Source organism: Bacillus sp. FSL E2-8900, from assembly GCF_037966225.1.
GTDB classification, from domain to species: domain Bacteria; phylum Bacillota; class Bacilli; order Bacillales; family Bacillaceae_G; genus Bacillus_A; species Bacillus_A cereus.
The window spans coordinates 2,736,414-2,762,249 of sequence record NZ_CP150193.1 but is presented as its reverse complement, the minus strand read 5'-3'; the positions used below and the strand labels follow the sequence as shown (position 1 = coordinate 2,762,249).

Sequence of the window (25,836 nt, the reverse complement as noted above, 5' to 3'; positions counted from 1 at the left end):
TAAATTGAATGTGCAATAGTTGGTAACCATCTTTTATAGCGGATGCGTATATTTTCATGGTGAGTATAGTGGGGCGAGATTAAAGTAGATTTTGACCCTTGAAAATTTTGACATGTAATGGCCTCGATTTCATACCAATGCACTTTATTCCCATGTAAATCTACTACAATTCCTTCATCATCACTAAAGTGAAATGTAAGTTTGAATGTAGATTTTTCATCGCGTATACTAAAATATATGTCATAGAGATAAAAAATTAAATACAAGGGGTTTTACAATGAAAGCAATTGTTATAGGGATACTGGCATCATTTTTCTTTGCCTTTACTTTTGTTTTAAACAGGGCAATGGACTTAGAAGGTGGAAGCTGGATTTGGAGTGCATCATTACGGTATTATTTTATGGTTCCAATGCTATTACTTATTGTTATGTATAGAGGGAACTTAAAGCAACTCTTTCAATATATGAAAAACAATCCGAAAGAATGGTTAGTGTGGAGTATCGTTGGATTTGGTCTCTTTTATGCACCGCTTAGTTTTGCTGGAGCGTTCGGACCAGGTTGGCTCGTTGCATCAACATGGCAAATTACAATCGTTGCAGGGATTTTGTTAACACCATTTTTTGCGGTGGATCCACTACATAAAAAACTTCCGATGAAGGAATTAGTAATGTCGGCCATTATTTTATTCGGTGTCGTTCTCATGCAAGTAGAACATGCTTCTTCATTAGGTATTCGTGAAACCGTTTTATGTGTAGTTCCTGTACTTATTGCAGCATTTGCGTATCCTCTTGGAAATAGAAAAATGATGCAAGTTTGTAAAGGGGAATTAGATGTATTTCAGCGAGTACTCGGTATGACATTAGCAAGTTTACCATTTTGGTTTTTATTATCTGGTTACGAAGTATCAACAGGCGGATTACCGTCAAGTAGCCAAGTTTTTCAATGTTTTATTGTAGCAGTTAGCTCTGGGTTAATCGCGACAGTATTATTTTTCTTTGCAACAGATCTTGTGAAAGATGATCCGCAAAAATTAGCAACAGTGGAAGCGACGCAGTCTGGTGAAGTTTTATTTGCGCTAGTAGGAGAGTTGATCTGGTTATCTGCACCAATTCCATCATCATTATCTTGGATTGGTATGAGTCTCGTTATTATTGGAATGATACTTCATAGTTATGTGGCTGTCGTTGTAAAAAAAGAAGAAAAAATAACGGCGTAATGAGATTAGCTCTTTTTATTAAGAGCTAGTCTTTTTTCATAGAAAGGAATGAAAGTATGAATTTACAGTGTGTTAAACAAATTGAGAAAGATTCAATATTAAATGTGCTACAATATGCCGTCGGTCCAAATGAAATAAGCTTAAAGAAGGCAGTAATATTTTATCAAAGTAATAAAGGGACTTTGTACAAATATGAAGAAAAAGCTTGTCTAGGTATTGAAATAATCGGAGAAACTAAAGCACGCATATGTCATATAGCAGTGGCTCCAGATTATCGTCAAAAAGGAATTGCACTGCAAATGATTAAAGAAGTGGTAAGGATATATCAATTGACTTATATAGAAGCGGAGACAGACGATGGGGCGGTAGAATTTTATAAAAGAATTGGTTTTCAAGTTAAAAGTTTAGGAGAAAAATATCCAGGGATAGAAAGATTTCATTGTTACATGGAAAAATAGTATAAAAATATGCATATGGAGTATAGTTTGAAAAAATAGGATTTACATTTTTCTTCATTTCAAAAAACTCTCGCTCATCATTATCTACGATTTTAATAGAGTTTTGAGGCTTCAGTATAATAATATACATATTTTTGTAGTAATGAATATGATTAAGTTAAAAATTAAGAAAAATATGATAATATATTTATATAAAAGTTTAAATTTACGTGGCTAGTGGGGGAACCAATATGAAAATGAATGAAATAGTAGCAAGTACACAATTTCCAAATACAATCGAAACAATAACAAAAGATTTAAAAGCATTAGGAGTCGAAAAAGGAATGACAATTATCGTTCATTCATCACTAAGTTCTATCGGGTGGATATCTGGTGGTGCCGTTGCTGTAGTAGAAGCATTAATGAAAGTTGTTACGGAAGAAGGAACGATAATAATGCCAACGCAATCTTCGGATTTGTCCGATCCGAAACATTGGTCAAGACCACCTGTACCGGAAGACTGGTGGCAAATTATCCGAGATAACGTCCCAGCATTTGATTCACGTATAACCCCAACAAGGGGAATGGGTGAAATAGTTGAATGTTTTCGTACATATCCGAATGTAGTACGTAGTAATCATCCGTTAGGAAGTTTTGCTGCATGGGGAAAACATGCAGTAGAAATAACAATGAACCATTCGTTATCAATGAGCTTTGGAGAAGAATCTCCATTAAGAAAAATATATGATTTAGACGGGTACGTATTATTAATTGGTGTTGGATATGATTCCAATACGTCTGTTCATTTATCCGAGGTGCGTTCTGGTGCATGTGAGTTAATACAAGTAGGAGCACCTATTATAGAAAACGGTGAAAGAGTGTGGAAAGAGTTTGTTGAAATGGATTACGAATCTGAGAAGTTTGTAGAAATTGGTGTGGAGTTTGAGCGAAAAGGAACTGTAAAAAATGGGAAGATAGGGAATGCAACGTGTCGTCTAATGAAACAGCGTGATATAGTTGACTTTGGAACAGAATGGTTTCGTAAGAAAAATTAGTAAGGGATGGTTACAATGAAGGGGAAAAAGGTATTAATTACGAGCGGTGGTTGTCTAGAAAAATGGGATCAAGTACGCGGGCATACGAATATGGCCAAAGGTACAATCGGAAGGATAATCGCAGAAGAACTTCTAGCTAAAGGGGCACATGTTATATATTTACACGGTTATTTTGCGGAGAAACCGAGTGATATACATAGAGGGTTAGAATTACATCCATTTGAAGGAATCGTTGATTTACAAGATAAAATGAAAAGTATCATATCACATGAAAAGGTTGATGCAGTCATTATGGCAGCAGCTGGATCAGATTGGATTGTAGAGAAAATTTGTGATCAAGATGGTAATGTTCTTAATATGAACGGAAAAATTTCAAGTGATATAGCACCGATTATTCACTTTCAAAAGGCTCCAAAGGTATTAAAACAAATAAAAGAATGGGACCCAGAAACAGTACTTGTTGGTTTTAAACTTGAAAGTGATTTAAATGAAGAAGAACTGTTTGAAAGAGCAAAAAATAGAATGAAAGAAGCAAGGGCGAATGTAATGATTGCGAATTCACCACATTCTTTATATTCGCGCGGGGCTGTGCATTATGTAATTGGACAGGATGGTAAAGGGAAGTTGTGTAATGGGAAAGATGAAACAGCGAAAGAAATTGTCAAAAGCTTAGAGGTATTATGTAATCGTGTCACTGCTTTTTAAAATTAAGTTTTTAGATGAGAATGAATCCGCATAGTATAAGTAAGCGAAACTTTAATTGGTGGGAATTTTACTTTTACACGAATGTGAAGCGTATACCAATCAAGAGCTATACACAGAATAATTGGTGAGGAGTGGATTCTATGGAACATTTATTAAAGCAAGCTATTAAACTTAGAAATGAAAAGAAATATGCGCAGTCTAAAGAGATGCTTATAGGATTAACAAACTTTACAAAGGATGCAGAAGTACTGTATCAGTGTGCGTGGATACATGATGTAATGGGGCTAGAAACAGAAGCAGTTCCGTATTATGAGCAGGCAATCGCAAATGGACTTGATGGCGAATCGCTTTGCGGTGCTTATATTGGTTTAGGAAGTACATATCGTTGTATAGGGGAATATGAAAAGGCAATTACAGTATTAGAAGCTGGGGTGAAAAAATTCCCAGAGAACGCTCCAATGAAAGTATTTTTATCATTAGCAAAATATAACGTAAACGATCACGAATCAGCGATGAAATTATTACTTGAAACTGTCGTGAAAGTAGAGGAAGTAAAAGAATTTGAACGTGCCATTTCATTTTATAAAGACCATTTAAATGAGGTTTTTAAATAAAGGAGTGAACGTATGAAGGTTACACTATCACGAAGGCGAAAAGGTACTTGGATTGGACTCGTCTCTTTAATTATGCTATCAAACTATTTATTGTATGCCCTTCCAATTGTACCAGTTGCGCCGAAAGAAGTTGTGCTTGGGTCATTATTAGATTGCATGTTTGTCATTCCAATCATCACGTATTTCTTCATTATTCGAAAAAGATACTCGTTAACATATATAGTTCCTGTTGTAATAGCTGGTTATATTTTTGCAAGATTTATTATTCCAAGTGACTATTTACAAGCTTTTTCATTCATCTCTTATATTATTGTTGCGGCTGAAATTGCATTTGTAGGTTTAGAATTATTCCTTCTCTATAAAATTGTTAGAGTGCTTCCTAAAATAATAAAAAAATATAAAGAATATAGAAGAGAAAATTATTCCTTTTCTTATGCAATTGATGCAGCGTTTGACGCTACTATGAAAAGAGGTAAGTTAATAGATGTCATTCTAACAGAGTGTAAGTTAATCTATTATGCGTTTTTATCGTGGCGTGAAAAAGTACCAACAGGTAAATCTGTATACTCATATCATAAAAAGACTGGTGCTATAGGTGTGTATATCATGATTATTCACGCAACAGCAATTGAAAGCATTGGTTTTCATTATTTACTACATCAGTGGAATCCAGTAATAGCATGGATTTTACTTATTTTAAATGTATACGCGATGATTTATTTTATAGCTGAAATACAAGCGATGCGCAAAAATCCACTTGTCGTAACAGAAGAACAAGTAATCATTCAAATCGGATTAGGAAAGAAAATTGTTATGCCATTTACACAAATTGATAATATTGCGTTCTACAAGGGTGAATTGCTAACGGCAAAAGAAGGGAGACAGGTATTGGATGCAACTGTTATGGAGTTCATAAAAGAACCTGCTACTTTTGAAATAACATTAAAAGAGCCAGTGAAAGCGCAGTTGTTATACGGCTTTTCTAAAACAGTAAGTCGTGTTTACTTAAATGTTGATGAAGAACGAAAATTTTATGGTGCGGTTAAGGAAAAGTTAAAACATGAGTAATAGTACTGTTAGTTGCATAAAAACAAATGAGCTTCCGTTAGAAGTGAAAAAATATGAAACATGGATAGTGAAAAACTCTTTCTAAATAAGAAGGAGTTTTTATTATGTACTTGTATAAATCATTATATAAAAAACTATATACTTCTTTATTACTACATAAATGGATATAATTGAGGATAGAACTAGCATAAGGGGAAACAAAATAATGAATAAGTTACTTACATCGAAAATTGAAATTATAGAAAGAAAAATCCGGTATAACTCAACAATAGTAGATCACAATTGCTTATTACTTGAAAAGCAATCACAAAGTATCGTTTTATTTCACGAGGTGCAGTATTCATTTACAATGACTGCAAATGATACTAAGTTAATAATCCCAAAAGGGAGTTATACAATCGCATATTACTGGAAAGATCGTCCGTACAATTTATACGTATGGAGAGATATAAAAGGAAAGTATGTAGGTTCCTATTTTAATATCGTAAAAAACACACAAATAAAAGATGAAGTGGTTTCCTTTGAAGATTTAATCATCGATATTATGGTACTTCCAAATGGAGAATACTTCATATTGGATGAGGATGAATTACCAGAACCATTAGGAAATTTCGAAGGTGGTTATGTGAAGAAAGCTCTTTATGGATTAAAAGAAATCATTCAAAAAGAGCTGCCACCAATAGTTTTGGAGACAGCCAGGGTGCAGAGGAAATAAAATTTAATTACATAAATATTTTGAATGGGAATGAGTAGTCTCAAGTTATATGATCTAACTTTTTTAATAAATCTAAGGTTAGTAGCATATCTCTTGAGATTACTCTTTTTTTGTAGAAATTTCGTCGCTTAGTTATTAAATCGATTTTAAATTTATGAAATAATATTGACTGAATCAAGTTCAGTCGTTTATGATTGAATCAGATTCAGTCGTGGTGAAAACATTGTAGGAGATGACGTATGAAAAGAATATCAAAAGAACCAGATGTAAGACGCCAAGAGTTAATGGATATTGGTTTTGAACTATATATGAAAAATGGTATGAAAGGATTTGGCATAAAAGATGTTGTGAATCATGCAGGTGTAGCAACGGGCTTATTTTATTATTACTTCAAGTCTAAAGAGAATTTTGTTGATGAAGTTTTAAATGACTTTATTGTGAAAAATATGGAGTTAATTGAAGAAATACTTATTTCAAATGAACGGTCTGTCATGCAAAAGATGAAAGATTCACTAGATATATTTTGGACATTTATTGAAAAGTTAGCACCCTATAAAAATGTGAGTTCGTTTCAGACGGAACAACATTTTCAACTGGAACAGAAATTATTCGCACGTATGCAACCGTTAATTAGACAAGTAATTGAAGAGGGAGTGAAAACAGGGATTTTTTATACTGATAACTCATTATTAGCTTCTGGGTTTATTTTATACGGTCTTAGCAGTATTGCTCATTCAGAAGTAAAGTTGAACCTAGATACAAAACAAGAAATGGTTAATTTAGTATTAACTACACTACGATACAATCAAAAGGAAGGAGAGAGTATATGAAGATTATTATCGATGGAAATAATATCTCACAAGAGCAACTTATAAAATGGAAAAGAGAACGGATAAAAAAAGTATTATATATATTAGGACATAAAGAGTCTGAAATAAATGATACAGACGTCATGATAAAACAGCTAACGGAAATAAAGTTGCGATATACATACAATGAAATGTACGAAAAGTTGAAATCAAAACTTAGATTAAGTGCAATAGGTATGCGTATCTGTACTCTTTTATCTGGCGATAGACGAAAATTTTCAAAAACTAGTATTTATTTAGACGGGATTACAGCAGAAGAAGCCATACATGGAATTGATAGTTTGATGCTTGAACAATCACGTGAAAATAACAAAGTGAATTTATCTGCTTGTCCTGATCACTATGTACTAAGGCCCTTTGGGGAAAATGAATTAGAGGTTATCGAAACTACTGGTAATTCTCCGTTTCCAGTTCAATTTTTCATTGTTTTTGGTGACGAAACTGGATTGAAAACACCAAGAGATAAATCTTATCAATATCAATCGACAGGTGTTGCACGTATGAAAGATGGTACTACTATTGGTGGAGTTCGACATCAATTTAAAGATACTGATACAGGGATAGAAGTAAGTCTAGTTGTTGAGTTCCCAGCCCTTTGTCCTAATAGTCTAATTAAATCCCATCAAATGCATTTAGCGTGTGAGTTTTCTTATTGGTTACAGTGGATTAAAGATCAGAAAAAATAGTAAGTAAACGATATCGTTAAAATAAACAAAAGTAAAATGTTCAAACAAATCATATGTATGTTTTAATAAAACCTAGTTGACTTATCGGAAATATTTGTATAATATGTACTTAATTCCATAACGTATTGCTGATTGGAGAAACCGAAGGCATTTTATCTATTGATAAAATGCCTTTGGTTTTTTTATTGCATAAATACTGAATCTGTTCATTTATATGAATCATTTCAAGGAGGCGAAGAAGTGACTGTTTCAATTGATGGAGTATCAAAATATTTTTCGAAACAAACTGCTACGGTTCAAGTATTAGAGAATATTAATTTTCAATTAGAAAAAGGGGATTTCGTTACAGTAATTGGTCCGAGTGGTTGCGGAAAAAGTACATTACTAAAAATCATTGCAGGTTTAGACAGCGATTTTGAAGGTGAGATCACTATTGATAGGGAGCGTATAACAAAACCGAGTAAGAAGCAAGGATTTATATTTCAAGAGCATCGATTGTTTCCATGGCTTACAGTGGAAGAAAATATTGCAGCTGATTTGTCGTTAAAAGATAAGTATGTGAAAGATAAGGTGAGAGAATGGGTTGAAATCGTTCGGTTAGATGGCTTTGAAAAATCGTATCCGAAAGAAATTTCAGGCGGGATGTCACAACGTGTTGCGATAGCGAGAGCGTTATTAAGAGATCCAAATGTATTATTACTTGATGAACCTTTTGGAGCGCTGGATGCTTTTACTCGAAGTCATTTACAAGAAGTATTGCTAAATATTTGGGAGCAGAAGAAAACAACAATGATATTCGTTACACATGATATAGACGAAGCGATATATCTTTCAAACCGAATCATCATTATGAGTGCAAAACCAGGGAAAATACATAAAGTGATTGAAAATAATTTGCCTTATCCGCGAAATAAAACTTCTCAATCGTTCCAACAACTTCGAACGAAAGTATTACAGCAGTTTGAATATGGAGGGTTGATTCAAACAAGTATATAGGAAAAGGGTGATTTTATATGTATAAAAAATTTAAAATTCTTTCTTTTGCTTTAGCTATATCAGTATGTTTATTAGGATGTGAAAAAAGTACAGCAAGTAGTAAGAAAGAAGATGTAACAATACAAATTGGTATACAGCAAGGGTTAAGCCCGCTATTACTAGCAAAGAAAAAGGGGTGGTTTGAAGAGGAGTTTAAAAAAGAAGGAGTTAAAGTGAAATGGACAGAGTTCCAAAGTGGACCTCCTTATTTTGAAGCAATCGCATCAAACCGATTAGACTTTGGTGAAGTAGGGAATTCTCCAGTCATTTCAGCGCAAGCAGCAGGTATTGGATTTACCGAAATCGCCAATACAAGTTATGCAAGAAAAGGAACTGGAATTCTCGTTCAAAAAGATAGCAAAATTGCGAGTGTAAAAGAGTTAAAAGGTAAAAAAATTGCAGTAGCAAAAGGAAGTAGTGCCTTTAATTTATTGTATCGAGTACTTGATAAAGAAGGGATTGATGCAAAAGAGGTAAATGTCATTCAATTACAACCAGATGAAGCGCAGCCTGCATTCGAATCAGGATCAGTAGATGCATGGGCGATTTGGGACCCTTTCATATCATTACATACGTTAAATAAAGGTGCGAAGGTGATTGCAGACGGTGAAACATTAAATGTCTCTTCGCCAGAATTTTTAATTACGAGAACAAAATTTGCGAAAGAACATCCAGAATTAGTTGAGAAATTCCTCGAAGTTTATGAGAAAGCACGTGTATGGCAAGATGCTAACTTAGATGAAGCAATAAAAGTATATACTTCTGTAAAAAAGATAGATGCGGAGATCGTAAAAGAAGTGTTTAATCACGACAAACCAATTTTAGTTCCGGTAACGAAGGAAATAATAGCAGAACAACAAAAGACAGCGGATTTTCAATATAAGCTCGGTTCTATAAAGAAAGAAATTAAGGCGGAAAAAGTTGTAGATAATTCTTTCGTAGAAAAAGCATTGAAAGCGAAGTGAAAAGAGGTTTTGTAAAGTGGAAAATACGAAAGCTGTTATGAAACCAGCGAGTATAACGATTGAGAAAAACAGCGTTAAGAATGTGCGAAAGTTAAATGTAAAAGTTTTAGTAAGGGCGATTACTATACCGGTTATTATATTAATAATTTGGCAGTTAGCTGGCGTATTCGGTCTTGTTTCTAAAACAGTTTTACCAACACCATTAGATATTTTTCTAGCTTTCCAAGAGCTTATTAAAACAGGAGAGTTATTCGGCCATTTAAGTATTAGTGTATTCAGGGCTGCGACTGGTTTCTTTATTGGTGGGGGCTTAGGAATCATTTTAGGAACGATTGTTGGATTTTCAACGAGAAGTGAGCAATATTTAGATCCATCTGTGCAAATGTTAAGAACTGTACCTCATCTAGCTGTTGCGCCACTTTTCGTATTATGGTTCGGTTTTGGTGAAACATCGAAAGTGTTATTAATTGCAGATGGTGCATTTTTTCCTTTATACGTGAACGCATTTTTAGGTATTAGAGGTGTGGATTCAAAGTTATTTGATGTTGCGAGAGTGTTAGAGTTTAGTAAAAGAAAACTAATTACGAAACTCATCTTACCATCTGCATTGCCTAACCTTTTACTAGGAGCAAGGTTATCGTTAGGTGTTGCATGGGTGAGTTTAGTAGTAGCAGAACTTATGGGATCTACAGAAGGTATTGGTTATATGATTATGGATGCAAGGCAATTTTCAAATACAGATATCGTATTTGTCGGCATAATTATCTTTGCATTTGTTGGGAAGTTTTCTGACTCTCTAGTACGTTTACTAGAAATGAAGTTTTTAAGATGGCGAGATAATTTTAAAGGTGAGACTGGGAATTAACATATAAATTATTAGGGGTAATTTATATAGAATGTGTTAGTATACGTTTCAAAATAAATAAGGGGTGTGTAAAGGTATGGAATTATTATGGTTTATTCCGGCTTATGGAGATGGTCGATATTTAGGAACGACAAAACGAGGAAGAGCAGCTGAATATGGTTATTATAAGCAAGTTGCTGCGGCAGCTGATTATTTAGGATATACGGGTGTTTTACTTCCAACTGGTCAAGGATGTGAAGACCCTTGGGTGTTAGCTTCAGCTCTTGCTGCTGAAACAGAAAAACTAAAATTTTTAGTAGCAGTGAGGCCAGGACTAATGTCACCTACAGTTGCAGCGAGGATGGCATCTACATTTGATAGAATTTCAGATGGGAGATTGCTTATTAATGTAGTAGCTGGAGGAGATCCAGTTGAACTACAAGGAGATGGATTATATCTTGATCATGATGAAAGATATGAAGCAGCGGATGAATTTTTAAAAGTTTGGAAATCGACATTGCAAGGTAAAACGATCTCTTTAGAAGGAAAACATATTAAAGTTACAGATAGTAAAGTTGTATTCCCACCAGTTCAAACGCCATATCCTCCTATATATTTCGGAGGATCATCAGCTGCTGGAAAAGAAGTAGCAGCTGAACATAGTGATGTATATTTAACGTGGGGAGAGCCGCCAGAGCAAGTGAAAGAGAAAATAGAAGAAGTAAGAAAACTTGCAGAAGAGAAGGGGCGTACAGTACGATTTGGCATTAGATTACACGTAATTGTAAGAGAGACAGAAGAAGAAGCATGGGAAGAGGCCGAACGTTTAATTCAATATGTGGATAATGAAACAATTGAGCTTGCTCAAAAGACATTTGCAAGATATGATTCGGTTGGTCAAAAACGGATGACACATTTAAATAAAGGTACGAGAGAGTCGTTAGAGATAAGCCCTAATTTATGGGCTGGAATCGGACTTGTAAGAGGTGGGGCAGGTACTGCACTTGTAGGCGATCCGCATACAGTAGCAGAAAGGATAAAAGAATATGAATCGTTAGGAATTGATACGTTTGTTTTATCAGGATATCCGCATTTAGAAGAAGCGTATGAAGTGGCAGAATTGTTATTCCCATTATTGAAAGACAAGAAGAAAGAAGAAAATAAAATTGTTGGTGAAATGATTGCTGATGCATATGCATTAAAAAGATAGTGAGAAATAAAGTTTCACTTATTTATTGCTTCATTTTGTTTACTGCCTGTTAATACGGGATAAAAAATCCGCAAGTTATTCGCTTGCGGGTTTTCATCGTAAATTATTAGAAAATATGGTAAAATTAAAGGGTAACTTAAGGTGCGGTTGGTTGTTCAATTATCACTTCTCCGAGTAGGAGGGGGGTGATAATACGTGAGTGAAATAGCGTTGCTACTGCAAGGTGGACTGTTTCTCGTTGCATTGTTAACGTTCGTCGTCGTTTTAATAGACAAGCTCAAAAAATAACAACCCACCTATGCCTATAGAATGTGGGTTGTTTTGTTTGTAAGAAACAAATAGGATAAATGAACAATCCAATCTGCTAAGTTACGTGGACTAGTGTGTAGCCGCACACTAGTCTTTTTTATTTATATACAATTTATAATTGGTTTATGTGATTGTATTGTTCTTTTCATACTCATTATAACACAGTGTCTTTTCATCAAGAAAGGAGACCGTATGTTCTGGTCACTATTATATAGTAGGTGCTTTTTCTTTAAACAGCCCATCCATATACTGTTTTAAACTTTGGACATAAAATTTCTGTGTATTCACATTATTTACACCGACAATGGGTGATGGAAGGTCAAATCTTTTTTCTGATAAATGAACGACAACATCAAAGATGTCAAACAAGCGAATGAAGCAAAACAGACCGTCTTTATCGCTAAGTAAAATAAAGTAATGATTTTCACTACTTGTATTTAGCGTATTCCATAAAGAACTTTTGCTTAAATCACGTACAATGCTTTTTTCTTTTAGTTCCACGAAATCTGCATTTGAGAGAATGGTAGAAATATCAATTGCATCTTGATCTTCAAAGTAGCCATCAACTGCTTGTACAGCGAATGTATAAGCCATTTTTAATATACTCATTTTATATTTACGGTTATCTAATAGTAATTCACGTTGAATAGAACTCGCTACTTTCGTTACACGTTCCTCTTTCCAAATTTCATTATGTAAGGAAATATCGTGCTTTTTACATAGTTTCATAATTAATGCATTAGAATAAAGAATTTCGTCGCTTACTTCGACAACATCAGTCTCAGCAGCCGCAAGTTCCTCACCGTGCTCATTCGTATAGAGTGGGGAATCAATTTGTCTTTTCATTTGTTCAATCTTAAATTGACTCAATTTATGCCTAATTAAAGGACGATCAATATTTGTTGTCATTTGTTCATGACAAGTATCACAAATTGAGTTTGTGAAATAATATCCACATAATATTTCTGGAATGACATATTGTTCACTAAGTTCTTTCGTATCTTTTCTGCAAATGATGCATTGTGTCATTTTTATCACCTTTACCTGCAAATTTGTATGTAATCTCATTGTAGTGTATTTATCGGTATTTTGGAATATTGTAAAGGAAAATATTATGTGAAATTCATACTTATTTTGGTACAATGAAGAGAAGTGCTAGTTTAAAGGAGGCCATTTTTTTGAAATCAAAAGTGCACTTTTGGACATTAGAAGTGCTAATGGTTGTAGGAATCATATTTATTTGCACAAAAATATCATTTTTATTTCAACCGATTGGTATCTTCATATCAACATTATTTTTCCCAATCTTAATCGCGCTTTTTTTATACTTCATATTTAATCCTGTATTAATCTTTTTGGAGAATAAAAAAGTACCTAGAAATTTAGCGATATTGCTGTTATATCTTTTTATCATAACATTAACTGCGGTTGGCGTTGGAGTAGTTGTTCCTACGATTTCACAACAGCTAATGGACTTAGTAAAAAATATGCCAGGCTACATAAAAGAGGGAAAAGTATACATACAAGAATTATCACATCATAGGTTGTTTGAATGGTTATCTACACAAAACTACGTTTCCATTGAAACAATTGAAAAAAATGCGATTGAATACTTAAAAGATATACCAAATACAATTACGTCGAGTGCAACGGCTTTATTTGGTATTATCACGAACGTTGCATTAGTTGTATTTACTGTACCGTTCATTTTATTTTACATGTTTAAAGATGGACATGCCTTTCCAGGAAAAGCGGTAAGTTTATTACCAGAGTCTTACCGTGAAGAGGGGCTTCGTATCATTAAGGAAACGAACGAAACATTATCTGCATATATTCAAGGGCAAGCGCTCGTTTGTATATTTGTAGGTGCGTTTACTTTTATCGGTTATTTAATTATCGATTTACCGTACGCTTTCGTTTTAGGAATTATCGCAGCATTTACAAACATCATTCCTAACTTAGGTCCATTTATCGGGGCAGCACCAGCTGTTATTGTAGGACTGTTCGTATCTCCGATGCAAGCCTTATACGTAATTATTATCGTAACAATTGTACAACAGTTTGAAAGTAATATTATTTCACCACGTATTATGAGCTCGAAATTAAACATCCACCCATTAACAATTATTATCCTAATTTTAGGGGTAGGAAACTTTGCTGGAATCATCGGAATGATTTTAGCAGTACCAGTTTATGCAGTAACAAAAACAGTTGTTTCGAACTTAGTGAGATTGTTTAAGACGAAGAGAAGTAACCGAAAATAGTAAAAACTGAGGAAGATACACCGCTTTTTAAGTGGTGTATCTTTTGTTTATAAATAAATAATTAAAAGTGGGTTGATTTGATTTTATTATATATTTTTTATACATCAAATCCAGTGATAAACTTGTGTGATATAAGCTCTATAAAACTATGTGGAATCCCTCTGAACTATCCAAATCATTTCCTTACAGCGTGCTATCAACATCATAATCGACTCCTTTTAATTCTATATAGTTAAACGATTAAAGGTGAGTGTAGTACTTGCTTCTACGATCTCGAATTTCATCAATAACTTGTTTATATTGTCTTTCTTGTTTTAATTCATTTTGAGATATTGTTTCTTTTTGAATCGTAATCGTTAAAAAGAAAAGGTGAAACTTCATATGTGAATTCCTCCTTTCGAATTGGAATTACAGATGACTACAGTAATGACTTTGTCTTTCTTTTACAGAATTCATAGCCTGATTAATTTGTCGTTCATGAAGCATTTCAGACTCAGAAAGTTTATTTCTTTGAATGGTAATGGTTAAAAAGAATACTTTAAATTTCATAAAATAATTGCCCCTTTATAAATGATTTAGAAAAAACGAGTGTAATAAGAAATTATAGGTGACTACAGTAATGACTTTGTCTTTCTTTTACAGAATCCATAGCCTGATTAATTTGTCGCTCATGAAGCATTTCAGACTCGGAAAATTTATTTTTTTGAATGGTAATGGTTAAAAAGAATACTTTAAATTTCATAAAATAATTACCCCTTTATAAGTGATTTAGAAAAGACGAGTGTAATAAGAAGATTGACGCTCTTTTACTTCGTCCATAATGTTTTGAATGTGTTGTTCACGTAAAATCTCTTTCTGTGAGAGCTTACGTTTTTGAATAGTGATTGTTAAAAAGAATGCTTTAAATTTCATGAATATATTACCCCTTTAAAATATATTTTTAATACATTTGAGTGTAGTATGAACTTTTAATGTCAGTTATTTTATCAGTCAGTTGTTTTAACTGTTGTTTACGATTGATTTCAGTTTCAGATAAAGTATTTTTTTGAAGTGCAGTCGTAAAAAAGAAAATATGAAAAGTCATAAATGAATTCCTCCTTTCGAAAAGGAATTACAGGTGATCACAGTAAAGTGCTTGGCGCTCCTTAACATCATTCATAGCTTTTTCAATTTGCTCATTATGAAGAATTTCATCTTTGGAAATTGTATTTCTTTGAATCGTAATACTTAAAAACAATACGCTAATAGTCATTGAATGTTGCTCCTTTCTTAGAAAAATAATGTAAGAGACTAAAAAATCGCGCAAAAAAACCACAGGAAGATACAGTTCTCCTATGGCTGGGCGTGAAAAAGCCACAGGAAAGTATACGACCTCCTGTGGCGAATTTATGAATTAAATGAAATAAAGTACGATTTTCAATTCTCCATTAGGGTGGTCGAATTCATATTTAATTGTCCAGAAAACACAGGTGCAGTTAACGCTAAAGTTAATGCATGTAATTGTAATTTCATCATTTCCTTCGACCTCCTTTTAGAATTTTTTTCTTACGTTAGTAAGTATATACAATTAATGGATAATTGTAAACATAAAAAATGAAAATTTTTAATTTTGATTAAAATGCGTATATTTAAAAAGGGATTTGAAAGTAAATATTGTAATTAACGAAATATTGATAAAAATGGGGGATGCTAAATGAAATATATGCATCATAACATGATCGTTATGCTAACAATTTTTTTATTCATTGCGGCTTGTTCTAACGGAGAAAGAATAAAAGATATATATGATGTTAGGTCAGATGATTTTAAGAAATATACTGGGACATACGTTGGTAATAATTCAGATGTGGTTGCAATTGTTAATCATTTACCCGGTGGTGGAACAGTTCAAAGTATAAGTTTAGAAAATGAAAATATAAAAGTGAACTATGGTGCAAAAGAAAGTGGGGCTCTTACAGAAGAAATGATTGAGACGTATTGGTTTGATGAGAAGGATACGATGAAGAAGAATTTTTTCTTTAATGCTATATATTTAGTGATTTTAGTGCCAAATGCAAAAAGTTATGAGTTTCAGGTAGATAATAAAAAATTTAAGATAACGAGGGAAGAAATGTTATCAATTTTGCATAGTATATTCGATGATTTTCCAAAAGAAAAAGATATATGGGATAAAAATAAAGTTATAAAGTTCTTTAACGGCAATGAAGAAAAAATTAAAATGCTTGTGGAAGATAAAGATTTTCGGAAATCTTTATTTGCTAAATATCCAGTGAGCCAGTTGAAATAATGGAGGGGAGAAGATGGAGTTAGTATACAAAATTTCTTATCATAGAATGCAGGATTATTATTTACCTAAGTTAGTACAGGCGATTAGGCTCGTTAGTGAAGAAGATTTGTGGAAACAAGAGACCTCTGTTAATTCAATTGGTGGAATCGTACTACATATTTGTGAACATTTACAGAGAAATACAAGGCGTTATAAGGATCCCAATATAGTTTTTGAAAATGGAATTGAAGAATATTTTCCAATAAAACATTTAAGCTTCGAAACTTTGTTAAAAATTGTTGAAGAAACATTTGATGAGTGGGGAAAAGTATATATACAAGTATGGAAAGAAAAAAGGCATATTGATCTTCATAGTTTATTACATTTAGTGGAGCATACAAGTTATCATTTAGGGCAAATAGTAGATCGTACAAAGTCAATAAAGGGACAACAATTTAACTTTTGTCAAAATGGTATAAATGAAAAGAATTTGAGAACAAGAGTTGAAACCTCGAAATTTTAGAAAGAGAGTCATTCGTTTAAGAATGACTCTCTTTTTTGTAAAAGAAATTTATGGAAATAAATATATTTATGTGATATGGTTAATTACATAAGTAATGAACCTAAGAACCTAAGGTGGTGAAATTGTGAAACCTACTCTGGAGCAAAATAAATTAATATACTTACAAATTGCAGAAACGATTGAATCTGATATTTTAAAAGACATATTGCTTGAAGAAGAACAAGTTCCATCGACAAATCAATTTGCGAAGATGTTACAAATAAATCCGGCTACTGCAGCTAAAGGGGTGAATGTATTAGTGGATGAGGGGATTTTATATAAAAAGAGAGGGATCGGAATGTTTGTTGCAAAGGGAGCGAAAGAAGTCGTACTAAAAAAAAGACAAAATGCTTTTATGACTGAATATTTACCTAAAGTGTGGGAAGAAGCGAAAGTACTAGAAATATCAAAAAATGAATTGATGGATATGATTCAAAAGATTACGAAGGAGGGGAAAGAGGGATGATTGCACTTGAAACGAAAGAGATAACGAAAAAATATAAAAAGAAAATAGCTGTAAATGAAGTAACGATTTCATTAGAAGAGCAGAAAATATATGGTTTGCTTGGAAGGAACGGAGCAGGGAAAACGACACTATTAAATTTACTTGCAGGTCAAATTACTTCAAGTAGTGGAAGTGTATCAATATTTGGTGAAAATGTATTTGAAAATAGTAAAGCAATGCAAAATATTTGTTTCGTTAGAGTAAAAGAAGAGTCTCATTTAAGTTATAGAGTAAAAGAAATTTTTAAGATATGTAACATGTTTTATAAAAATTGGGATCAGAAGTTTGCTGAAGAACTGGCGGGTAAATTTCAGCTTAATATAACAGAGAAATACCATAAACTATCTCATGGCATGCAAACAGTTGTAGGAATTATTAAAGGGTTAGCAAGCAGAGCGACAATTACTATTTTTGATGAACCAACTACAGGATTAGACGCAGCACATCGTGAGTTATTTTATAGTTTACTACTAGAAGATTACGGGGAGTATCCCAGAACAATTATATTATCAACACATCTGGTAGAAGAAGTAACCCATGTTATTGAAGAAGTAATTATCATAAAAGAAGGTGCACTTGTTGTTCAATCAACAGTGGAAGATTTATTGCAACAAGGTCATATTATTTCAGGGCAAAAAGGTAAAGTGGAGGAGTTCTTGATTAATAAAAAAGTTATAAATAAAGAAATTTATGGGAATAAAGGTATTGCTGTTATATGGGAAGAGCTTTCTAATGAAGATTGTTACTCTCTTGAAAAAGAAGGTTTAGTAATTGATAGAATTACATTACAAAAACTATTTATTCACATGACTGGTGGTGAAGTGGAATGACGATGTTAATGAAACAATTGAGGTTACATATAAATTTTCATTATAAAGCAATTTTAATATTTTGGATTGTAGCTTTATTAATAAAAGGAGCTTTATATGCTGCTCATTTAAATGAAGCGAAAGTTGGTTATTTACCCGAAATTATCAATAATCCTTCAATTGCAATTATGATTTTTATAGTAGGGAGTGTTTTCATTGTTCAAGATGATGTATTTCGTTTAGCAGTTTCATTTGGTATAACGAGAATACAATATTTTATCGGAGCGATTTGTTATATTGTGTTGCAATCCGCATTGTTTTCATTCCTTCAAATACTGTTTTTACAAGATATAAAATATAACTTAGTAAATGTTAACTTTGGAGAGCAATTAATACAACAGTTTATTTTACAATTTTTATTTTATGTTACGATAGCATGTTTCTTTCAAGTAGTAGTAATTTTTAAGCAAAGATTTCAATGGATTGGTCTCATGATTGGTGGGTCGCTTTTCCTTTCAACAAATAGTGTGCTGTATGGAGAAGTAGGGATAAAAGGATTGTTATTTACAAATGATGTATCTTTAATAGATATCCCTTATTTTATTGTTATTTCAATTGGATTAACAATTCTTTATATCATAACTAGTAGTATATTTATTCGTAAAGTATCATTTGAACGAACAGTTTAAAATAGTGATAGATTATTTTTTTAGGGAGAAGGAAAATATATGGGAGACACGTCCTCACTAATAACCGTCTTTTTATGCATTGCACTACTAATATTTTGGCGTCGTTATCGCTCCATGCATAAGCCAATAAAGGGATCGGGAAAACGTATTTTATGGCCATTACTATTTTTAACACCAGGTATTGTATGGTTTTTAGGTCCCGTACATCCAGCTATATTGCAAGTGATTATAGCGGTATTCATTGGTGTACTTTTTGCTGTGCCGCTTATAGTATTAACAAATTATGAACGAAGAGATGATGGGAATATTTATACGAAAAAAAGTGCAGCTTTTTTAATTACTTTTATTGCACTTGTCGTTTTGAGATACGGTTCAAGAAAATATATTGTTGACTTAGATCAGCAAGCAATAGGTTTATTATTTTATGTTGTTGCAATATCGTATATTTTTCCTTGGAGAATTGCCTGTTATATAAAGTTTAGAAAAGTTTGGCGGGAAAATAATAATCATGCTATATGAAAACTTCTCATTTGAGAAGTTTTTTTATTTTTATAGGTAAGCAAAACAAGTTGTTGAAGGGCAGGCTATCATAGAATATGATACATATTATAATGAGGAAAAGTTGAGGGGATAAAAATGCGTACAATTTTACTTTTTCTAAACAACATGTCCATCGATAAAATAGAGAACATTAGACATAAACATGATCCTTTAGTTGGATTAATTCCACCGCATATAACAATCGTATTCCCATTTGAAAGTTCGATTTCAAATGATGAGCTGAAATTACATATTATAAATGTATCAAAACCGATACAGAATATAGAAATTGAATTTACGAATCAAATTACAAGTGAAAGAGAATATTTGTTTTTACGAGTTGAAAAGGGGAAAGAACAAATAGAGGAACTACATAATATTCTATATACAGGACCTTTATTACAATTTTTGAAAGAAGACATTCCGTACATCCCGCATGTAACAGTCGGAAGAAAAGAAAGTGCCGAATTAGCTGCTGAAGTAGTGAAGGAGATTCCTAGTTTTCATGGGAAGTTAAATTGTTTGATTGATAGAATAAGCGTGGAGCGAATTGGAGAGAACGGGGAATCAATTATTGAATTTGAAGTGCCATTTCTAAAAAGCTGACAAAAGTCAGCTTTTTATTTCGTAGCATGAAGTAATGCACCAATTGCACCGCTATTACCACCATCTTGTAAAAAGATTGGTGTTTTATTTTGATATTCGGTGTAGCTACTAATAATATGTTGAAGTTGTACGTTATTACATAAAGTCGAACCAATATAAATAATATGTTCAATGTTTTTTGTTTCAGCGAATTGAAGGCTTAATGCAGTAACGACTTCACCGACAAGTCCTTGTACAGTAGCTAGTATATCGGAGCTACTATTATTTGATTCTGTAATGGCTGCTTTTCCGAAGTTACTAGCAGTTAAGTTATTATCGATAGGGGAAAGAATACCACCATAAATATCTCCAACCGTAATATCTAGTTCTTTTCTAGATCCTACTTTTGTTAGAGGTATTATATCTTCAAAATGATCTATATTTGTTAACAATTTTGAGAGTCCCATAATAGTCCCACCGCCAACTCCGGTTCCACCAGCGCGAATATATTGTTCATTATAAACATAATGGATAGAAGTACCTGTACCGATATTGGTTAAAATAAAATTGTTTATAGTATGTTGTTCTTCTTTTAATATGAATTGGACACCTGCAAGAGTAGCTTCAAATTCGCTTAGCTCTATTATTTTATATGAACCTGTAAGCAGTTGCTGTAATAGTTTCGATTTACCACCCGTAATACATATTTGTTTTATGCCATTGTTGTTTTTAATCCAATCTATTATTTTATGTTGTTCATGCGAATAAAATTTTTCAAAAGTTAATAGCTTTTTTTTGTTAAAATAAGCTATTTTCGTTAATGTGCCTCCAGCATCGATACCGATAGTACGTTCCATTTTCCTGCTCCTAACTACGTAATATATTTTCCTATTTACTTAATTGGTTGAGAATAGATATTTCCAACTGATATAAGGAACATTTTAATCTGCTTGATATATTAATAGTTTTTCTATAGTTACAATAGGCTGGTCGTTTACAGTTGCAATACCTTTACCAAGAACAAAACCTCGGCGATTGCGCGTTAGCTCATAATGTAAATCAAGTTTATCACCGGAATATGCTTTTCCGTGGAATTCAATTCCATCTAAAGAGGAGAGGAATCCTAGTCCTTCAGAATCACTTGTATGTACAAATGCACTAAGCTGAGCAAGTGCTTCTACAATTAACATATGAGGCATATGTTTGTGACTATCATTTATAAACCATTCGTTATTTGTAATGAGTTTATATCCTGTAACGAATTCATCTTGTTTTACATTTGTTACTTTATCAATCATTAAAAATGGATAACGATGGGGAAGTGTGTCTTTAATATGCATATGAAAGTACCTCCAATTAATAATACCCCTGCTAAAGTTAAGCAGGGGAGTCGGAATTAATTTTTAACTAATTCATTTACTTTTTCAAGAACGAAAATGCCGCTATTTCTAATGTTTTCAACAACTTGTTGCAATACTTCTTTATCTTGAACGAGTGCAATACGTACGAAGCCTTCTCCGTGAGGTCCAAATGCATGACCAGGTGTAACAACGACATTCGCACGATCCATTAATGCATAAGCGAAGTCTAGAGAAGTCCACCCTTGTGGAATTTCTGCCCAGACAAACATACTACCAGCTGGCTTATCGACATTCCAGCCAAATGTTCGGAATCCATCGACTAAAGTATCTCTCCGTTCTTGATAAATATTGCGGTTTTTCTCACAAAATGCAGCGCCATTTCTTAGTGCTGCAGATGCCGCTTTTTGAATTGGTAAAAATACACCGTAATCGGTATTAGATTTAAATTGAGTAAGTGCACGAACAATTTCTTCGTTTCCAATCATATATCCAATACGGCTACCCGCTAAACTATAACTTTTTGACAAAGAATTGATTTCTACACCAACTTCTTTAGCACCAGGTACAGAGAGGAAGCTAATTGGCTTATTACCATCGAAATAAAATTCAGCATAAGCAAAATCATGGACAACGATAATATTATGTTTTTTCGCGAATGCGATTACTTCTTTAAAGAAATCTTCATGAGCCATTGCTGGAACGGGATTCCCTGGGAAGTTTAAAATCATCATCTTTGCTTGATCGGCAATTTCTTTAGGGATGACTTCTAAGTCTGGTAAGAAATCATTCTCTTTCTTTAAAGGCATGTAGTAAGATGTTGCACCAGCCATTTGAATACCTGTTTCATAAGCTGTATATCCTGGATCAGGAACTAATATAATATCACCTGGATTTGCATAAACCATAGGTAAATGAACGAGCCCGTCTTGTGAACCCATTAATAATAAAACTTCTTTATCCGCATTTAATAAAACGTTATGAGTGTTGTTGTAATATTCAGTTACAGCTTCGTGAAATTCTTGAATACCTGATAATGTATACCCGTAGCTCTCTTTCTCACTCGCTGTATGTACCATTGTTTCTCTTACAAAATCAGCGGGCGGCATATCAGGATTTCCGATGCTCAAATCAATCATGTTATGACCTGCTGCAATTTTTTCTTTTTTATAGGCTCCTAATTCACTAAATATAGAAGATTGGAATGCTTTCATTCTAGTTGCTAACGTGTAAGTCATCAAAACCCCTCCTAAAACAGTGCTTTCATTCTGCGTTTTTAATTATTCTGAAAACACATGTTTATATTTTATCATTTTTTTATGAAAATTAAAACGATTGACAAATTTAGAGGAAGGATTAGCCTATTTTGAAAAGTATCGATGTAAATAGCGTAGATGTGTTAATTGAAATGTCTATTATAGGATTCATTTTATATAACTTAAGGTATTTTCTAGTTTTTATTAAGTATATTTCTCATGTTTTGAATGAAAAAGAATACGAAAACAAGGGCTGTTTTTGTGGCCGATTTCTAAAGTGAAATAACGCAGAAAATATTTTCTGCGTCTCCTCTGAAATGTAATCATTTCTTTTTATATGTGCATAATTTTTCGGCTGTCAAAAAGTATACATTTAATGTACCGTCGGCAACTTTTAAAGTTTGGTCCGATGTAAATGAATTACCATAATCAATGTGATATACATTAGAATTTTTGACAAATGAGCCTTTATATAAATCGTCTTTATTCTTTGTTGTCTGCATTTCTACTAAATTTTGCACAATTTCCTCTTTATTTTCTTTTTTGACAACTGTTTCAAATTTATAATATACAGGGCATTCACCTTTTTTATTGTCAACGACTTCCCAAGAACCGTATATATCGTTATTGCTGCATCCACTAAGTAGGATGATTAGTATAGGAATTGTAAGTAGAACCTTTTTCATTTTGTGCTCCTTTCTTTTAAATTTGAATAAACGTGCGAATACGATAGGGATATTATAATAAATAAAGTTTAAATTTTTTTAAAGAATTATTTAATTTCATATAAAAATTTAAGAGAAATTAAATAAGCATGAATCTAGTGTAAAGTCAGATTCATGCTAGTACTATAGCCTATGTTATGTCTTTTTTGAGGATAAATAAAGAGGAAAGCAGAATCACTATTCCATTTAATATATATACGCTTGCGATCATAAAGGCTAACGTACCTGCGCCAAATCCTGCTTTATCGAATATAGAAGCAAATGTTGCGATAGTCAAAAAAATAATGGGAGTCAGTAGTAAAAATATGAAACCTGCCACGATTCTTTTTTTAAAACTATGTCCAGATAAGGAAATGGCTAAAAAGTTTAGGATGCTAAAAAGAGCAATTGCAAAGAGCAGGACAATAAATACTTCGATGCCATCAGACATTTTACCACTCCTTTTATAAAGAGTACTTTTTATAATCTATTCGAAATAAAAGGGGGATACTCCTTTAGGTAATTTCAATAAACGTAATAAATAGGCGTATTATAAAACAAAGAAGTATGGATTCAATATTAGACCCATACTTCTTTGTTTATTTTATAAATTTGCAGATTGCGAATGCTGTTTTTCATAATGTTTCTGCTTAGAAAGGGAAATAGAAATAATCAATAATGAAACGACTCCAAAGATGAGAACCATATATTGTAACCCAATTGTATCTAAGAAGAAGCCTGTGCCAAGTAAGACGATTTGGAACATAACCCTCTCAAACATATTACGGAATGAGAAGAGGCGACCGTGATAACTTTTTTCCACTTTCGTTTGGAAAATCGTCGACATAATAGGGAAGAAGCAGCCAACACTAAACCCAAACAAACCAAATGATGTAAGAGCCATCCATTTTATATCGCTAAAGAACAATGACAGATGTGCAAAAGCAGTACAAACTGCGAAGAAATATAGTAATTTTTCAGGTTTGAAATGATCAGATAGACGTTTAATTACGAAGGCACCTAACATAAATGCGACACCTTCAATTGTATATATGAACCCTTTAATCGTAGGATCATGTTGCATTTCGCTAATGTTAATAACCATTAAATTAAACCCAGCTATAAATAATAGAGGGATGATACTTAATATAAGTGCTGTAAAAGCAATAGGAATTCCTTTTAAAATACGAAATACTTCCATAAAGCTATTATCTTTTGCAGCTTGTTTACTTGGTGTTGTTGATTTCTTGTCTTCGAATTGTAGGAAGAAAGTCGAGAGGAATAATAAGGCGTATGCTGCCATTGAGAAGGCATACATGTACTGTAAACTCATCACAACTAAAAGAATTCCACCTAGTGAAGTGCCTGCAATACGAGCAATTGTACCAACATTCATATGTACACCGTTCATTTGTAATAACTCATGCTCACGTACGATGAGTGGAATTACAGATTGTAATGCAGGGAAATAAAATGCTGCTGAAATTTGAAGAGCAACCATAAATGCGATCATAAATGCGATACTTTCAAATTGAATAGCAAAAAACATGAAAATAACACTTAAAACTCGACCAAACCCAGCGTAAAGAAGAACTTTTTTCTTTTCATACTGATCGATGACACGGCCAGCCATAGGTCCAACTAGAACACCGGCTAATAGTCCGATAAATAATATAACTGATTTCATGAAATCAGAAGGGACATATTTTTGCATAAATTCAAGGTTGCCAAGAATACCAAGCCATAATCCTAGACCTGCAATAAACTCCCCAATTAAAACAATCCAAACGTTTTTATTACGCCACATAACATTAAAACCTCTCCGTCTTTTAAAATGAAAAACTCGTATATAAAACCTCCTTATTTATGTATTCTTTTCATACGAACTTTTTTAGAGTCAGAGTCTATATTACGTGTTTCATAATTGGATTTCAATCTTTTTGATTGGTCAAAAATTTGATGTGTTAATTGATGAAATAAGTGAATCAAAACGTAAAAAAATTATGATTAAAGCTAATAGAAAGTAAGGATACATATAAAAAAGCAAGAACGTATAACTACGCCTCGCTTTTCTCAAGTACAAAATTAAATATTAGATTCACTTAGCAACATTTACGCTCTTGTCCAATAGCTAAAGCGCTAAAAGATAGTGGGCCAACAACTTCTGCGCTTGCACCACTAGTAAGGTTTTCTACAGTTAATGAATATTCGTGTGTTCCACTGCTAACGTTTTGATCTATAGCTTGAAATGTTTGTACGTAGAATTGTTCAGAATCTGTAGATTCAATACCTACTTGCGCATTAAAAATTTCAATGTTATCACGGAAAATTCGGAATAAAACTTGTGAAGTCTCAGTTATACCTTCTACACCAATTGTAGCGATTAATTCTACTCGATTATTACGTGAATCTCTACTTGAAATTCTCAATTTCAAATTTGCTAAAATTGCTTTATTTGGAGAAGCTGGGATTGCAAAAGTTGTTTCACCAGTTTTACTAATAGGTTGAGTAGCTTGGTAATCAATGATATGAGTCATATTCTTCACCTCCTCATATACTAGAATATGAAA

Annotated in this window: 36 protein-coding genes; 22 read left to right on the top strand and 14 right to left on the bottom strand. The window is 32.9% G+C overall.

What is annotated here, in order from left to right; translation table 11 throughout:
* Positions 1-277: 277 nt before the first annotated feature.
* The 14 genes from NST90_RS14220 (at position 278) to NST90_RS14155 (ending at position 11,707) form a co-directional block, all read left to right on the top strand.
* On the top strand, positions 278-1,216 hold the full coding sequence (locus NST90_RS14220) for a multidrug resistance efflux transporter family protein (RefSeq protein ID WP_000644585.1): 939 nt from the start codon (positions 278-280) through the stop codon (positions 1,214-1,216).
* A 56-nt stretch (positions 1,217-1,272) separates the two neighbouring features.
* Positions 1,273-1,674: a GNAT family N-acetyltransferase gene (locus NST90_RS14215; RefSeq protein WP_001053115.1), complete on the top strand. Its 402-nt coding sequence runs from the start codon at positions 1,273-1,275 to the stop codon at positions 1,672-1,674.
* A 230-nt stretch (positions 1,675-1,904) separates the two neighbouring features.
* Positions 1,905-2,708 carry an AAC(3) family N-acetyltransferase gene (locus tag NST90_RS14210; RefSeq protein ID WP_000783346.1) on the top strand — a complete coding sequence of 268 codons (804 nt, stop codon included), beginning with the start codon at positions 1,905-1,907 and terminating at the stop codon, positions 2,706-2,708.
* 15 nt (positions 2,709-2,723) lie between these two features.
* Positions 2,724-3,413: a phosphopantothenoylcysteine decarboxylase gene (locus tag NST90_RS14205; RefSeq protein WP_000676721.1), complete on the top strand. Its 690-nt coding sequence runs from the start codon at positions 2,724-2,726 to the stop codon at positions 3,411-3,413.
* Positions 3,414-3,553: 140 nt separating this feature from the next.
* Positions 3,554-4,027, top strand: coding sequence for a tetratricopeptide repeat protein (locus NST90_RS14200; protein WP_000400636.1), 474 nt, complete (start codon positions 3,554-3,556; stop codon positions 4,025-4,027).
* 12 nt (positions 4,028-4,039) lie between these two features.
* Positions 4,040-5,095 (top strand): hypothetical protein, encoded by a 1,056-nt coding sequence (locus NST90_RS14195; RefSeq protein WP_000869235.1) that lies wholly within the window; start codon positions 4,040-4,042, stop codon positions 5,093-5,095.
* 205 nt (positions 5,096-5,300) lie between these two features.
* Positions 5,301-5,810 carry a DUF402 domain-containing protein gene (locus NST90_RS14190; RefSeq protein WP_283748159.1) on the top strand — a complete coding sequence of 170 codons (510 nt, stop codon included), beginning with the start codon at positions 5,301-5,303 and terminating at the stop codon, positions 5,808-5,810.
* Between the two features lie 239 nt (positions 5,811-6,049).
* Entirely contained in the window at positions 6,050-6,640 is a 591-nt protein-coding gene (locus NST90_RS14185; protein WP_000822633.1) for a TetR/AcrR family transcriptional regulator, read from the top strand.
* Positions 6,637-7,365 (top strand): hypothetical protein, encoded by a 729-nt coding sequence (locus NST90_RS14180; protein WP_000691333.1) that lies wholly within the window; start codon positions 6,637-6,639, stop codon positions 7,363-7,365. Before NST90_RS14185 ends, NST90_RS14180 begins: the two co-directional genes overlap by 4 nt.
* Before the next feature lie 240 nt (positions 7,366-7,605).
* The gene (locus NST90_RS14175; RefSeq protein WP_000218587.1) at positions 7,606-8,361 is read left to right on the top strand and encodes an ABC transporter ATP-binding protein; all 756 of its coding nucleotides are present in this window, start codon (positions 7,606-7,608) and stop codon (positions 8,359-8,361) included.
* A gap of 17 nt (positions 8,362-8,378) precedes the next feature.
* Positions 8,379-9,365 (top strand): aliphatic sulfonate ABC transporter substrate-binding protein, encoded by a 987-nt coding sequence (locus tag NST90_RS14170; RefSeq protein WP_000276912.1) that lies wholly within the window; start codon positions 8,379-8,381, stop codon positions 9,363-9,365.
* 16 nt (positions 9,366-9,381) lie between these two features.
* Entirely contained in the window at positions 9,382-10,230 is an 849-nt protein-coding gene (locus tag NST90_RS14165) for an ABC transporter permease (protein ID WP_025709540.1), read from the top strand.
* A gap of 76 nt (positions 10,231-10,306) precedes the next feature.
* Complete coding sequence (gene ssuD, locus NST90_RS14160) at positions 10,307-11,419, top strand: FMNH2-dependent alkanesulfonate monooxygenase (protein ID WP_000422248.1); 1,113 nt, start codon at positions 10,307-10,309, stop codon at positions 11,417-11,419.
* A gap of 195 nt (positions 11,420-11,614) precedes the next feature.
* The gene (locus NST90_RS14155) at positions 11,615-11,707 is read left to right on the top strand and encodes a putative holin-like toxin (protein ID WP_001289320.1); all 93 of its coding nucleotides are present in this window, start codon (positions 11,615-11,617) and stop codon (positions 11,705-11,707) included.
* Between the two features lie 228 nt (positions 11,708-11,935).
* Here NST90_RS14155 and NST90_RS14150 read toward each other — a convergent pair whose 3' ends face one another.
* Complete coding sequence (locus NST90_RS14150) at positions 11,936-12,757, bottom strand: HNH endonuclease (RefSeq protein WP_000189709.1); 822 nt, start codon at positions 12,755-12,757, stop codon at positions 11,936-11,938.
* A gap of 149 nt (positions 12,758-12,906) precedes the next feature.
* Here NST90_RS14150 and NST90_RS14145 point away from each other — a divergent pair, with 149 nt between their 5' ends.
* A complete protein-coding gene (locus NST90_RS14145; protein WP_000837892.1) occupies positions 12,907-13,992 on the top strand; it encodes an AI-2E family transporter in 1,086 nt (361 codons plus the stop codon).
* 240 nt (positions 13,993-14,232) lie between these two features.
* Here the strand turns inward: NST90_RS14145 and NST90_RS14140 are convergent, their stop codons facing one another.
* From NST90_RS14140 to NST90_RS14115, 6 genes are read right to left on the bottom strand one after another with little or no spacing between them, the layout of a single operon-like run.
* Positions 14,233-14,373, bottom strand: coding sequence for a YrzI family small protein (locus tag NST90_RS14140; protein ID WP_000668497.1), 141 nt, complete (start codon positions 14,371-14,373; stop codon positions 14,233-14,235).
* A gap of 27 nt (positions 14,374-14,400) precedes the next feature.
* Positions 14,401-14,541, bottom strand: a complete 141-nt coding sequence (locus NST90_RS14135; protein ID WP_000669817.1) for a YrzI family small protein — start codon at positions 14,539-14,541, stop codon at positions 14,401-14,403.
* A gap of 52 nt (positions 14,542-14,593) precedes the next feature.
* Complete coding sequence (locus NST90_RS14130) at positions 14,594-14,734, bottom strand: YrzI family small protein (protein WP_000669805.1); 141 nt, start codon at positions 14,732-14,734, stop codon at positions 14,594-14,596.
* Positions 14,735-14,760: 26 nt separating this feature from the next.
* The gene (locus NST90_RS14125; RefSeq protein ID WP_000668963.1) at positions 14,761-14,904 is read right to left on the bottom strand and encodes a YrzI family small protein; all 144 of its coding nucleotides are present in this window, start codon (positions 14,902-14,904) and stop codon (positions 14,761-14,763) included.
* Positions 14,905-14,932: 28 nt separating this feature from the next.
* Entirely contained in the window at positions 14,933-15,076 is a 144-nt protein-coding gene (locus NST90_RS14120; RefSeq protein ID WP_000142708.1) for a YrzI family small protein, read from the bottom strand.
* A 27-nt stretch (positions 15,077-15,103) separates the two neighbouring features.
* Positions 15,104-15,244 (bottom strand): YrzI family small protein, encoded by a 141-nt coding sequence (locus NST90_RS14115; RefSeq protein ID WP_000156193.1) that lies wholly within the window; start codon positions 15,242-15,244, stop codon positions 15,104-15,106.
* 441 nt (positions 15,245-15,685) lie between these two features.
* On the opposite strand from NST90_RS14115, the gene NST90_RS14110 reads away from it, so the two are divergent.
* The 7 genes from NST90_RS14110 (at position 15,686) to NST90_RS14080 (ending at position 19,969) form a co-directional block, all read left to right on the top strand.
* Positions 15,686-16,279, top strand: coding sequence for a DUF4825 domain-containing protein (locus NST90_RS14110; RefSeq protein WP_046392821.1), 594 nt, complete (start codon positions 15,686-15,688; stop codon positions 16,277-16,279).
* A 13-nt stretch (positions 16,280-16,292) separates the two neighbouring features.
* Complete coding sequence (locus NST90_RS14105; RefSeq protein ID WP_000424646.1) at positions 16,293-16,781, top strand: hypothetical protein; 489 nt, start codon at positions 16,293-16,295, stop codon at positions 16,779-16,781.
* Between the two features lie 124 nt (positions 16,782-16,905).
* On the top strand, positions 16,906-17,286 hold the full coding sequence (locus tag NST90_RS14100; RefSeq protein ID WP_000805190.1) for a GntR family transcriptional regulator: 381 nt from the start codon (positions 16,906-16,908) through the stop codon (positions 17,284-17,286).
* The gene (locus tag NST90_RS14095) at positions 17,283-18,155 is read left to right on the top strand and encodes an ABC transporter ATP-binding protein (RefSeq protein ID WP_000560928.1); all 873 of its coding nucleotides are present in this window, start codon (positions 17,283-17,285) and stop codon (positions 18,153-18,155) included. The genes NST90_RS14100 and NST90_RS14095 overlap by 4 nt, the downstream gene beginning before the upstream one ends.
* A complete protein-coding gene (locus NST90_RS14090; RefSeq protein WP_044306581.1) occupies positions 18,152-18,823 on the top strand; it encodes a DUF4052 domain-containing protein in 672 nt (223 codons plus the stop codon). Before NST90_RS14095 ends, NST90_RS14090 begins: the two co-directional genes overlap by 4 nt.
* Before the next feature lie 39 nt (positions 18,824-18,862).
* Entirely contained in the window at positions 18,863-19,342 is a 480-nt protein-coding gene (locus tag NST90_RS14085) for a cytochrome c biogenesis protein CcdC (protein ID WP_000502964.1), read from the top strand.
* Between the two features lie 117 nt (positions 19,343-19,459).
* Positions 19,460-19,969, top strand: coding sequence for a 2'-5' RNA ligase family protein (locus NST90_RS14080; protein ID WP_001259210.1), 510 nt, complete (start codon positions 19,460-19,462; stop codon positions 19,967-19,969).
* 14 nt (positions 19,970-19,983) lie between these two features.
* On the opposite strand, the gene coaW is transcribed toward NST90_RS14080, so the two are convergent.
* The 7 genes from coaW to exsC all read right to left on the bottom strand — a co-directional run bounded on the left by coaW (position 19,984) and on the right by exsC (position 25,803).
* Positions 19,984-20,805 (bottom strand): type II pantothenate kinase, encoded by an 822-nt coding sequence (gene coaW, locus NST90_RS14075; protein WP_000442501.1) that lies wholly within the window; start codon positions 20,803-20,805, stop codon positions 19,984-19,986.
* Between the two features lie 84 nt (positions 20,806-20,889).
* Positions 20,890-21,288 (bottom strand): 3-hydroxyacyl-ACP dehydratase FabZ family protein, encoded by a 399-nt coding sequence (locus NST90_RS14070; protein WP_000547648.1) that lies wholly within the window; start codon positions 21,286-21,288, stop codon positions 20,890-20,892.
* 56 nt (positions 21,289-21,344) lie between these two features.
* Positions 21,345-22,544, bottom strand: coding sequence for an LL-diaminopimelate aminotransferase (locus tag NST90_RS14065; protein ID WP_000222701.1), 1,200 nt, complete (start codon positions 22,542-22,544; stop codon positions 21,345-21,347).
* Positions 22,545-22,885: 341 nt separating this feature from the next.
* Positions 22,886-23,248: a hypothetical protein gene (locus tag NST90_RS14060; protein ID WP_000757017.1), complete on the bottom strand. Its 363-nt coding sequence runs from the start codon at positions 23,246-23,248 to the stop codon at positions 22,886-22,888.
* Positions 23,249-23,417: 169 nt separating this feature from the next.
* Positions 23,418-23,717, bottom strand: a complete 300-nt coding sequence (locus tag NST90_RS14055; protein WP_001279462.1) for a hypothetical protein — start codon at positions 23,715-23,717, stop codon at positions 23,418-23,420.
* 153 nt (positions 23,718-23,870) lie between these two features.
* On the bottom strand, positions 23,871-25,073 hold the full coding sequence (locus NST90_RS14050; protein WP_000269261.1) for an MFS transporter: 1,203 nt from the start codon (positions 25,071-25,073) through the stop codon (positions 23,871-23,873).
* A 295-nt stretch (positions 25,074-25,368) separates the two neighbouring features.
* Entirely contained in the window at positions 25,369-25,803 is a 435-nt protein-coding gene (exsC, locus tag NST90_RS14045; protein WP_000148797.1) for an exosporium protein ExsC, read from the bottom strand.
* Positions 25,804-25,836 lie beyond the last annotated feature (33 nt).

What these genes read in the sequence shown, in the direction of transcription:
- NST90_RS14205 (WP_000676721.1), top strand. Translation starts at nt 2,724, where the DNA reads ATGAAGGGGAAAAAGGTATTAATTACGAGCGGTGGTTGTCTAGAAAAA.
- NST90_RS14055 (WP_001279462.1), bottom strand. Translation starts at nt 23,717, where the DNA reads ATGTCTGATGGCATCGAAGTATTTATTGTCCTGCTCTTTGCAATTGCT.
- NST90_RS14215 (WP_001053115.1), top strand. Translation starts at nt 1,273, where the DNA reads ATGAATTTACAGTGTGTTAAACAAATTGAGAAAGATTCAATATTAAAT.
- NST90_RS14200 (WP_000400636.1), top strand. Translation starts at nt 3,554, where the DNA reads ATGGAACATTTATTAAAGCAAGCTATTAAACTTAGAAATGAAAAGAAA.
- NST90_RS14170 (WP_000276912.1), top strand. Translation starts at nt 8,379, where the DNA reads ATGTATAAAAAATTTAAAATTCTTTCTTTTGCTTTAGCTATATCAGTA.
- NST90_RS14140 (WP_000668497.1), bottom strand. Translation starts at nt 14,373, where the DNA reads ATGAAGTTTCACCTTTTCTTTTTAACGATTACGATTCAAAAAGAAACA.
- NST90_RS14090 (WP_044306581.1), top strand. Translation starts at nt 18,152, where the DNA reads ATGACGATGTTAATGAAACAATTGAGGTTACATATAAATTTTCATTAT.
- NST90_RS14190 (WP_283748159.1), top strand. Translation starts at nt 5,301, where the DNA reads ATGAATAAGTTACTTACATCGAAAATTGAAATTATAGAAAGAAAAATC.
- NST90_RS14095 (WP_000560928.1), top strand. Translation starts at nt 17,283, where the DNA reads ATGATTGCACTTGAAACGAAAGAGATAACGAAAAAATATAAAAAGAAA.
- ssuD (WP_000422248.1), top strand. Translation starts at nt 10,307, where the DNA reads ATGGAATTATTATGGTTTATTCCGGCTTATGGAGATGGTCGATATTTA.
- NST90_RS14135 (WP_000669817.1), bottom strand. Translation starts at nt 14,541, where the DNA reads ATGAAATTTAAAGTATTCTTTTTAACCATTACCATTCAAAGAAATAAA.
- NST90_RS14150 (WP_000189709.1), bottom strand. Translation starts at nt 12,757, where the DNA reads ATGACACAATGCATCATTTGCAGAAAAGATACGAAAGAACTTAGTGAA.
- NST90_RS14080 (WP_001259210.1), top strand. Translation starts at nt 19,460, where the DNA reads ATGCGTACAATTTTACTTTTTCTAAACAACATGTCCATCGATAAAATA.
- NST90_RS14185 (WP_000822633.1), top strand. Translation starts at nt 6,050, where the DNA reads ATGAAAAGAATATCAAAAGAACCAGATGTAAGACGCCAAGAGTTAATG.
- NST90_RS14120 (WP_000142708.1), bottom strand. Translation starts at nt 15,076, where the DNA reads ATGACTTTTCATATTTTCTTTTTTACGACTGCACTTCAAAAAAATACT.
- NST90_RS14115 (WP_000156193.1), bottom strand. Translation starts at nt 15,244, where the DNA reads ATGACTATTAGCGTATTGTTTTTAAGTATTACGATTCAAAGAAATACA.
- coaW (WP_000442501.1), bottom strand. Translation starts at nt 20,805, where the DNA reads ATGGAACGTACTATCGGTATCGATGCTGGAGGCACATTAACGAAAATA.
- NST90_RS14070 (WP_000547648.1), bottom strand. Translation starts at nt 21,288, where the DNA reads ATGCATATTAAAGACACACTTCCCCATCGTTATCCATTTTTAATGATT.
- NST90_RS14180 (WP_000691333.1), top strand. Translation starts at nt 6,637, where the DNA reads ATGAAGATTATTATCGATGGAAATAATATCTCACAAGAGCAACTTATA.
- NST90_RS14085 (WP_000502964.1), top strand. Translation starts at nt 18,863, where the DNA reads ATGGGAGACACGTCCTCACTAATAACCGTCTTTTTATGCATTGCACTA.
- NST90_RS14125 (WP_000668963.1), bottom strand. Translation starts at nt 14,904, where the DNA reads ATGAAATTTAAAGCATTCTTTTTAACAATCACTATTCAAAAACGTAAG.
- NST90_RS14210 (WP_000783346.1), top strand. Translation starts at nt 1,905, where the DNA reads ATGAAAATGAATGAAATAGTAGCAAGTACACAATTTCCAAATACAATC.
- NST90_RS14065 (WP_000222701.1), bottom strand. Translation starts at nt 22,544, where the DNA reads ATGACTTACACGTTAGCAACTAGAATGAAAGCATTCCAATCTTCTATA.
- NST90_RS14110 (WP_046392821.1), top strand. Translation starts at nt 15,686, where the DNA reads ATGAAATATATGCATCATAACATGATCGTTATGCTAACAATTTTTTTA.
- exsC (WP_000148797.1), bottom strand. Translation starts at nt 25,803, where the DNA reads ATGACTCATATCATTGATTACCAAGCTACTCAACCTATTAGTAAAACT.
- NST90_RS14060 (WP_000757017.1), bottom strand. Translation starts at nt 23,248, where the DNA reads ATGAAAAAGGTTCTACTTACAATTCCTATACTAATCATCCTACTTAGT.
- NST90_RS14130 (WP_000669805.1), bottom strand. Translation starts at nt 14,734, where the DNA reads ATGAAATTTAAAGTATTCTTTTTAACCATTACCATTCAAAAAAATAAA.
- NST90_RS14195 (WP_000869235.1), top strand. Translation starts at nt 4,040, where the DNA reads ATGAAGGTTACACTATCACGAAGGCGAAAAGGTACTTGGATTGGACTC.
- NST90_RS14105 (WP_000424646.1), top strand. Translation starts at nt 16,293, where the DNA reads ATGGAGTTAGTATACAAAATTTCTTATCATAGAATGCAGGATTATTAT.
- NST90_RS14050 (WP_000269261.1), bottom strand. Translation starts at nt 25,073, where the DNA reads ATGTGGCGTAATAAAAACGTTTGGATTGTTTTAATTGGGGAGTTTATT.
- NST90_RS14220 (WP_000644585.1), top strand. Translation starts at nt 278, where the DNA reads ATGAAAGCAATTGTTATAGGGATACTGGCATCATTTTTCTTTGCCTTT.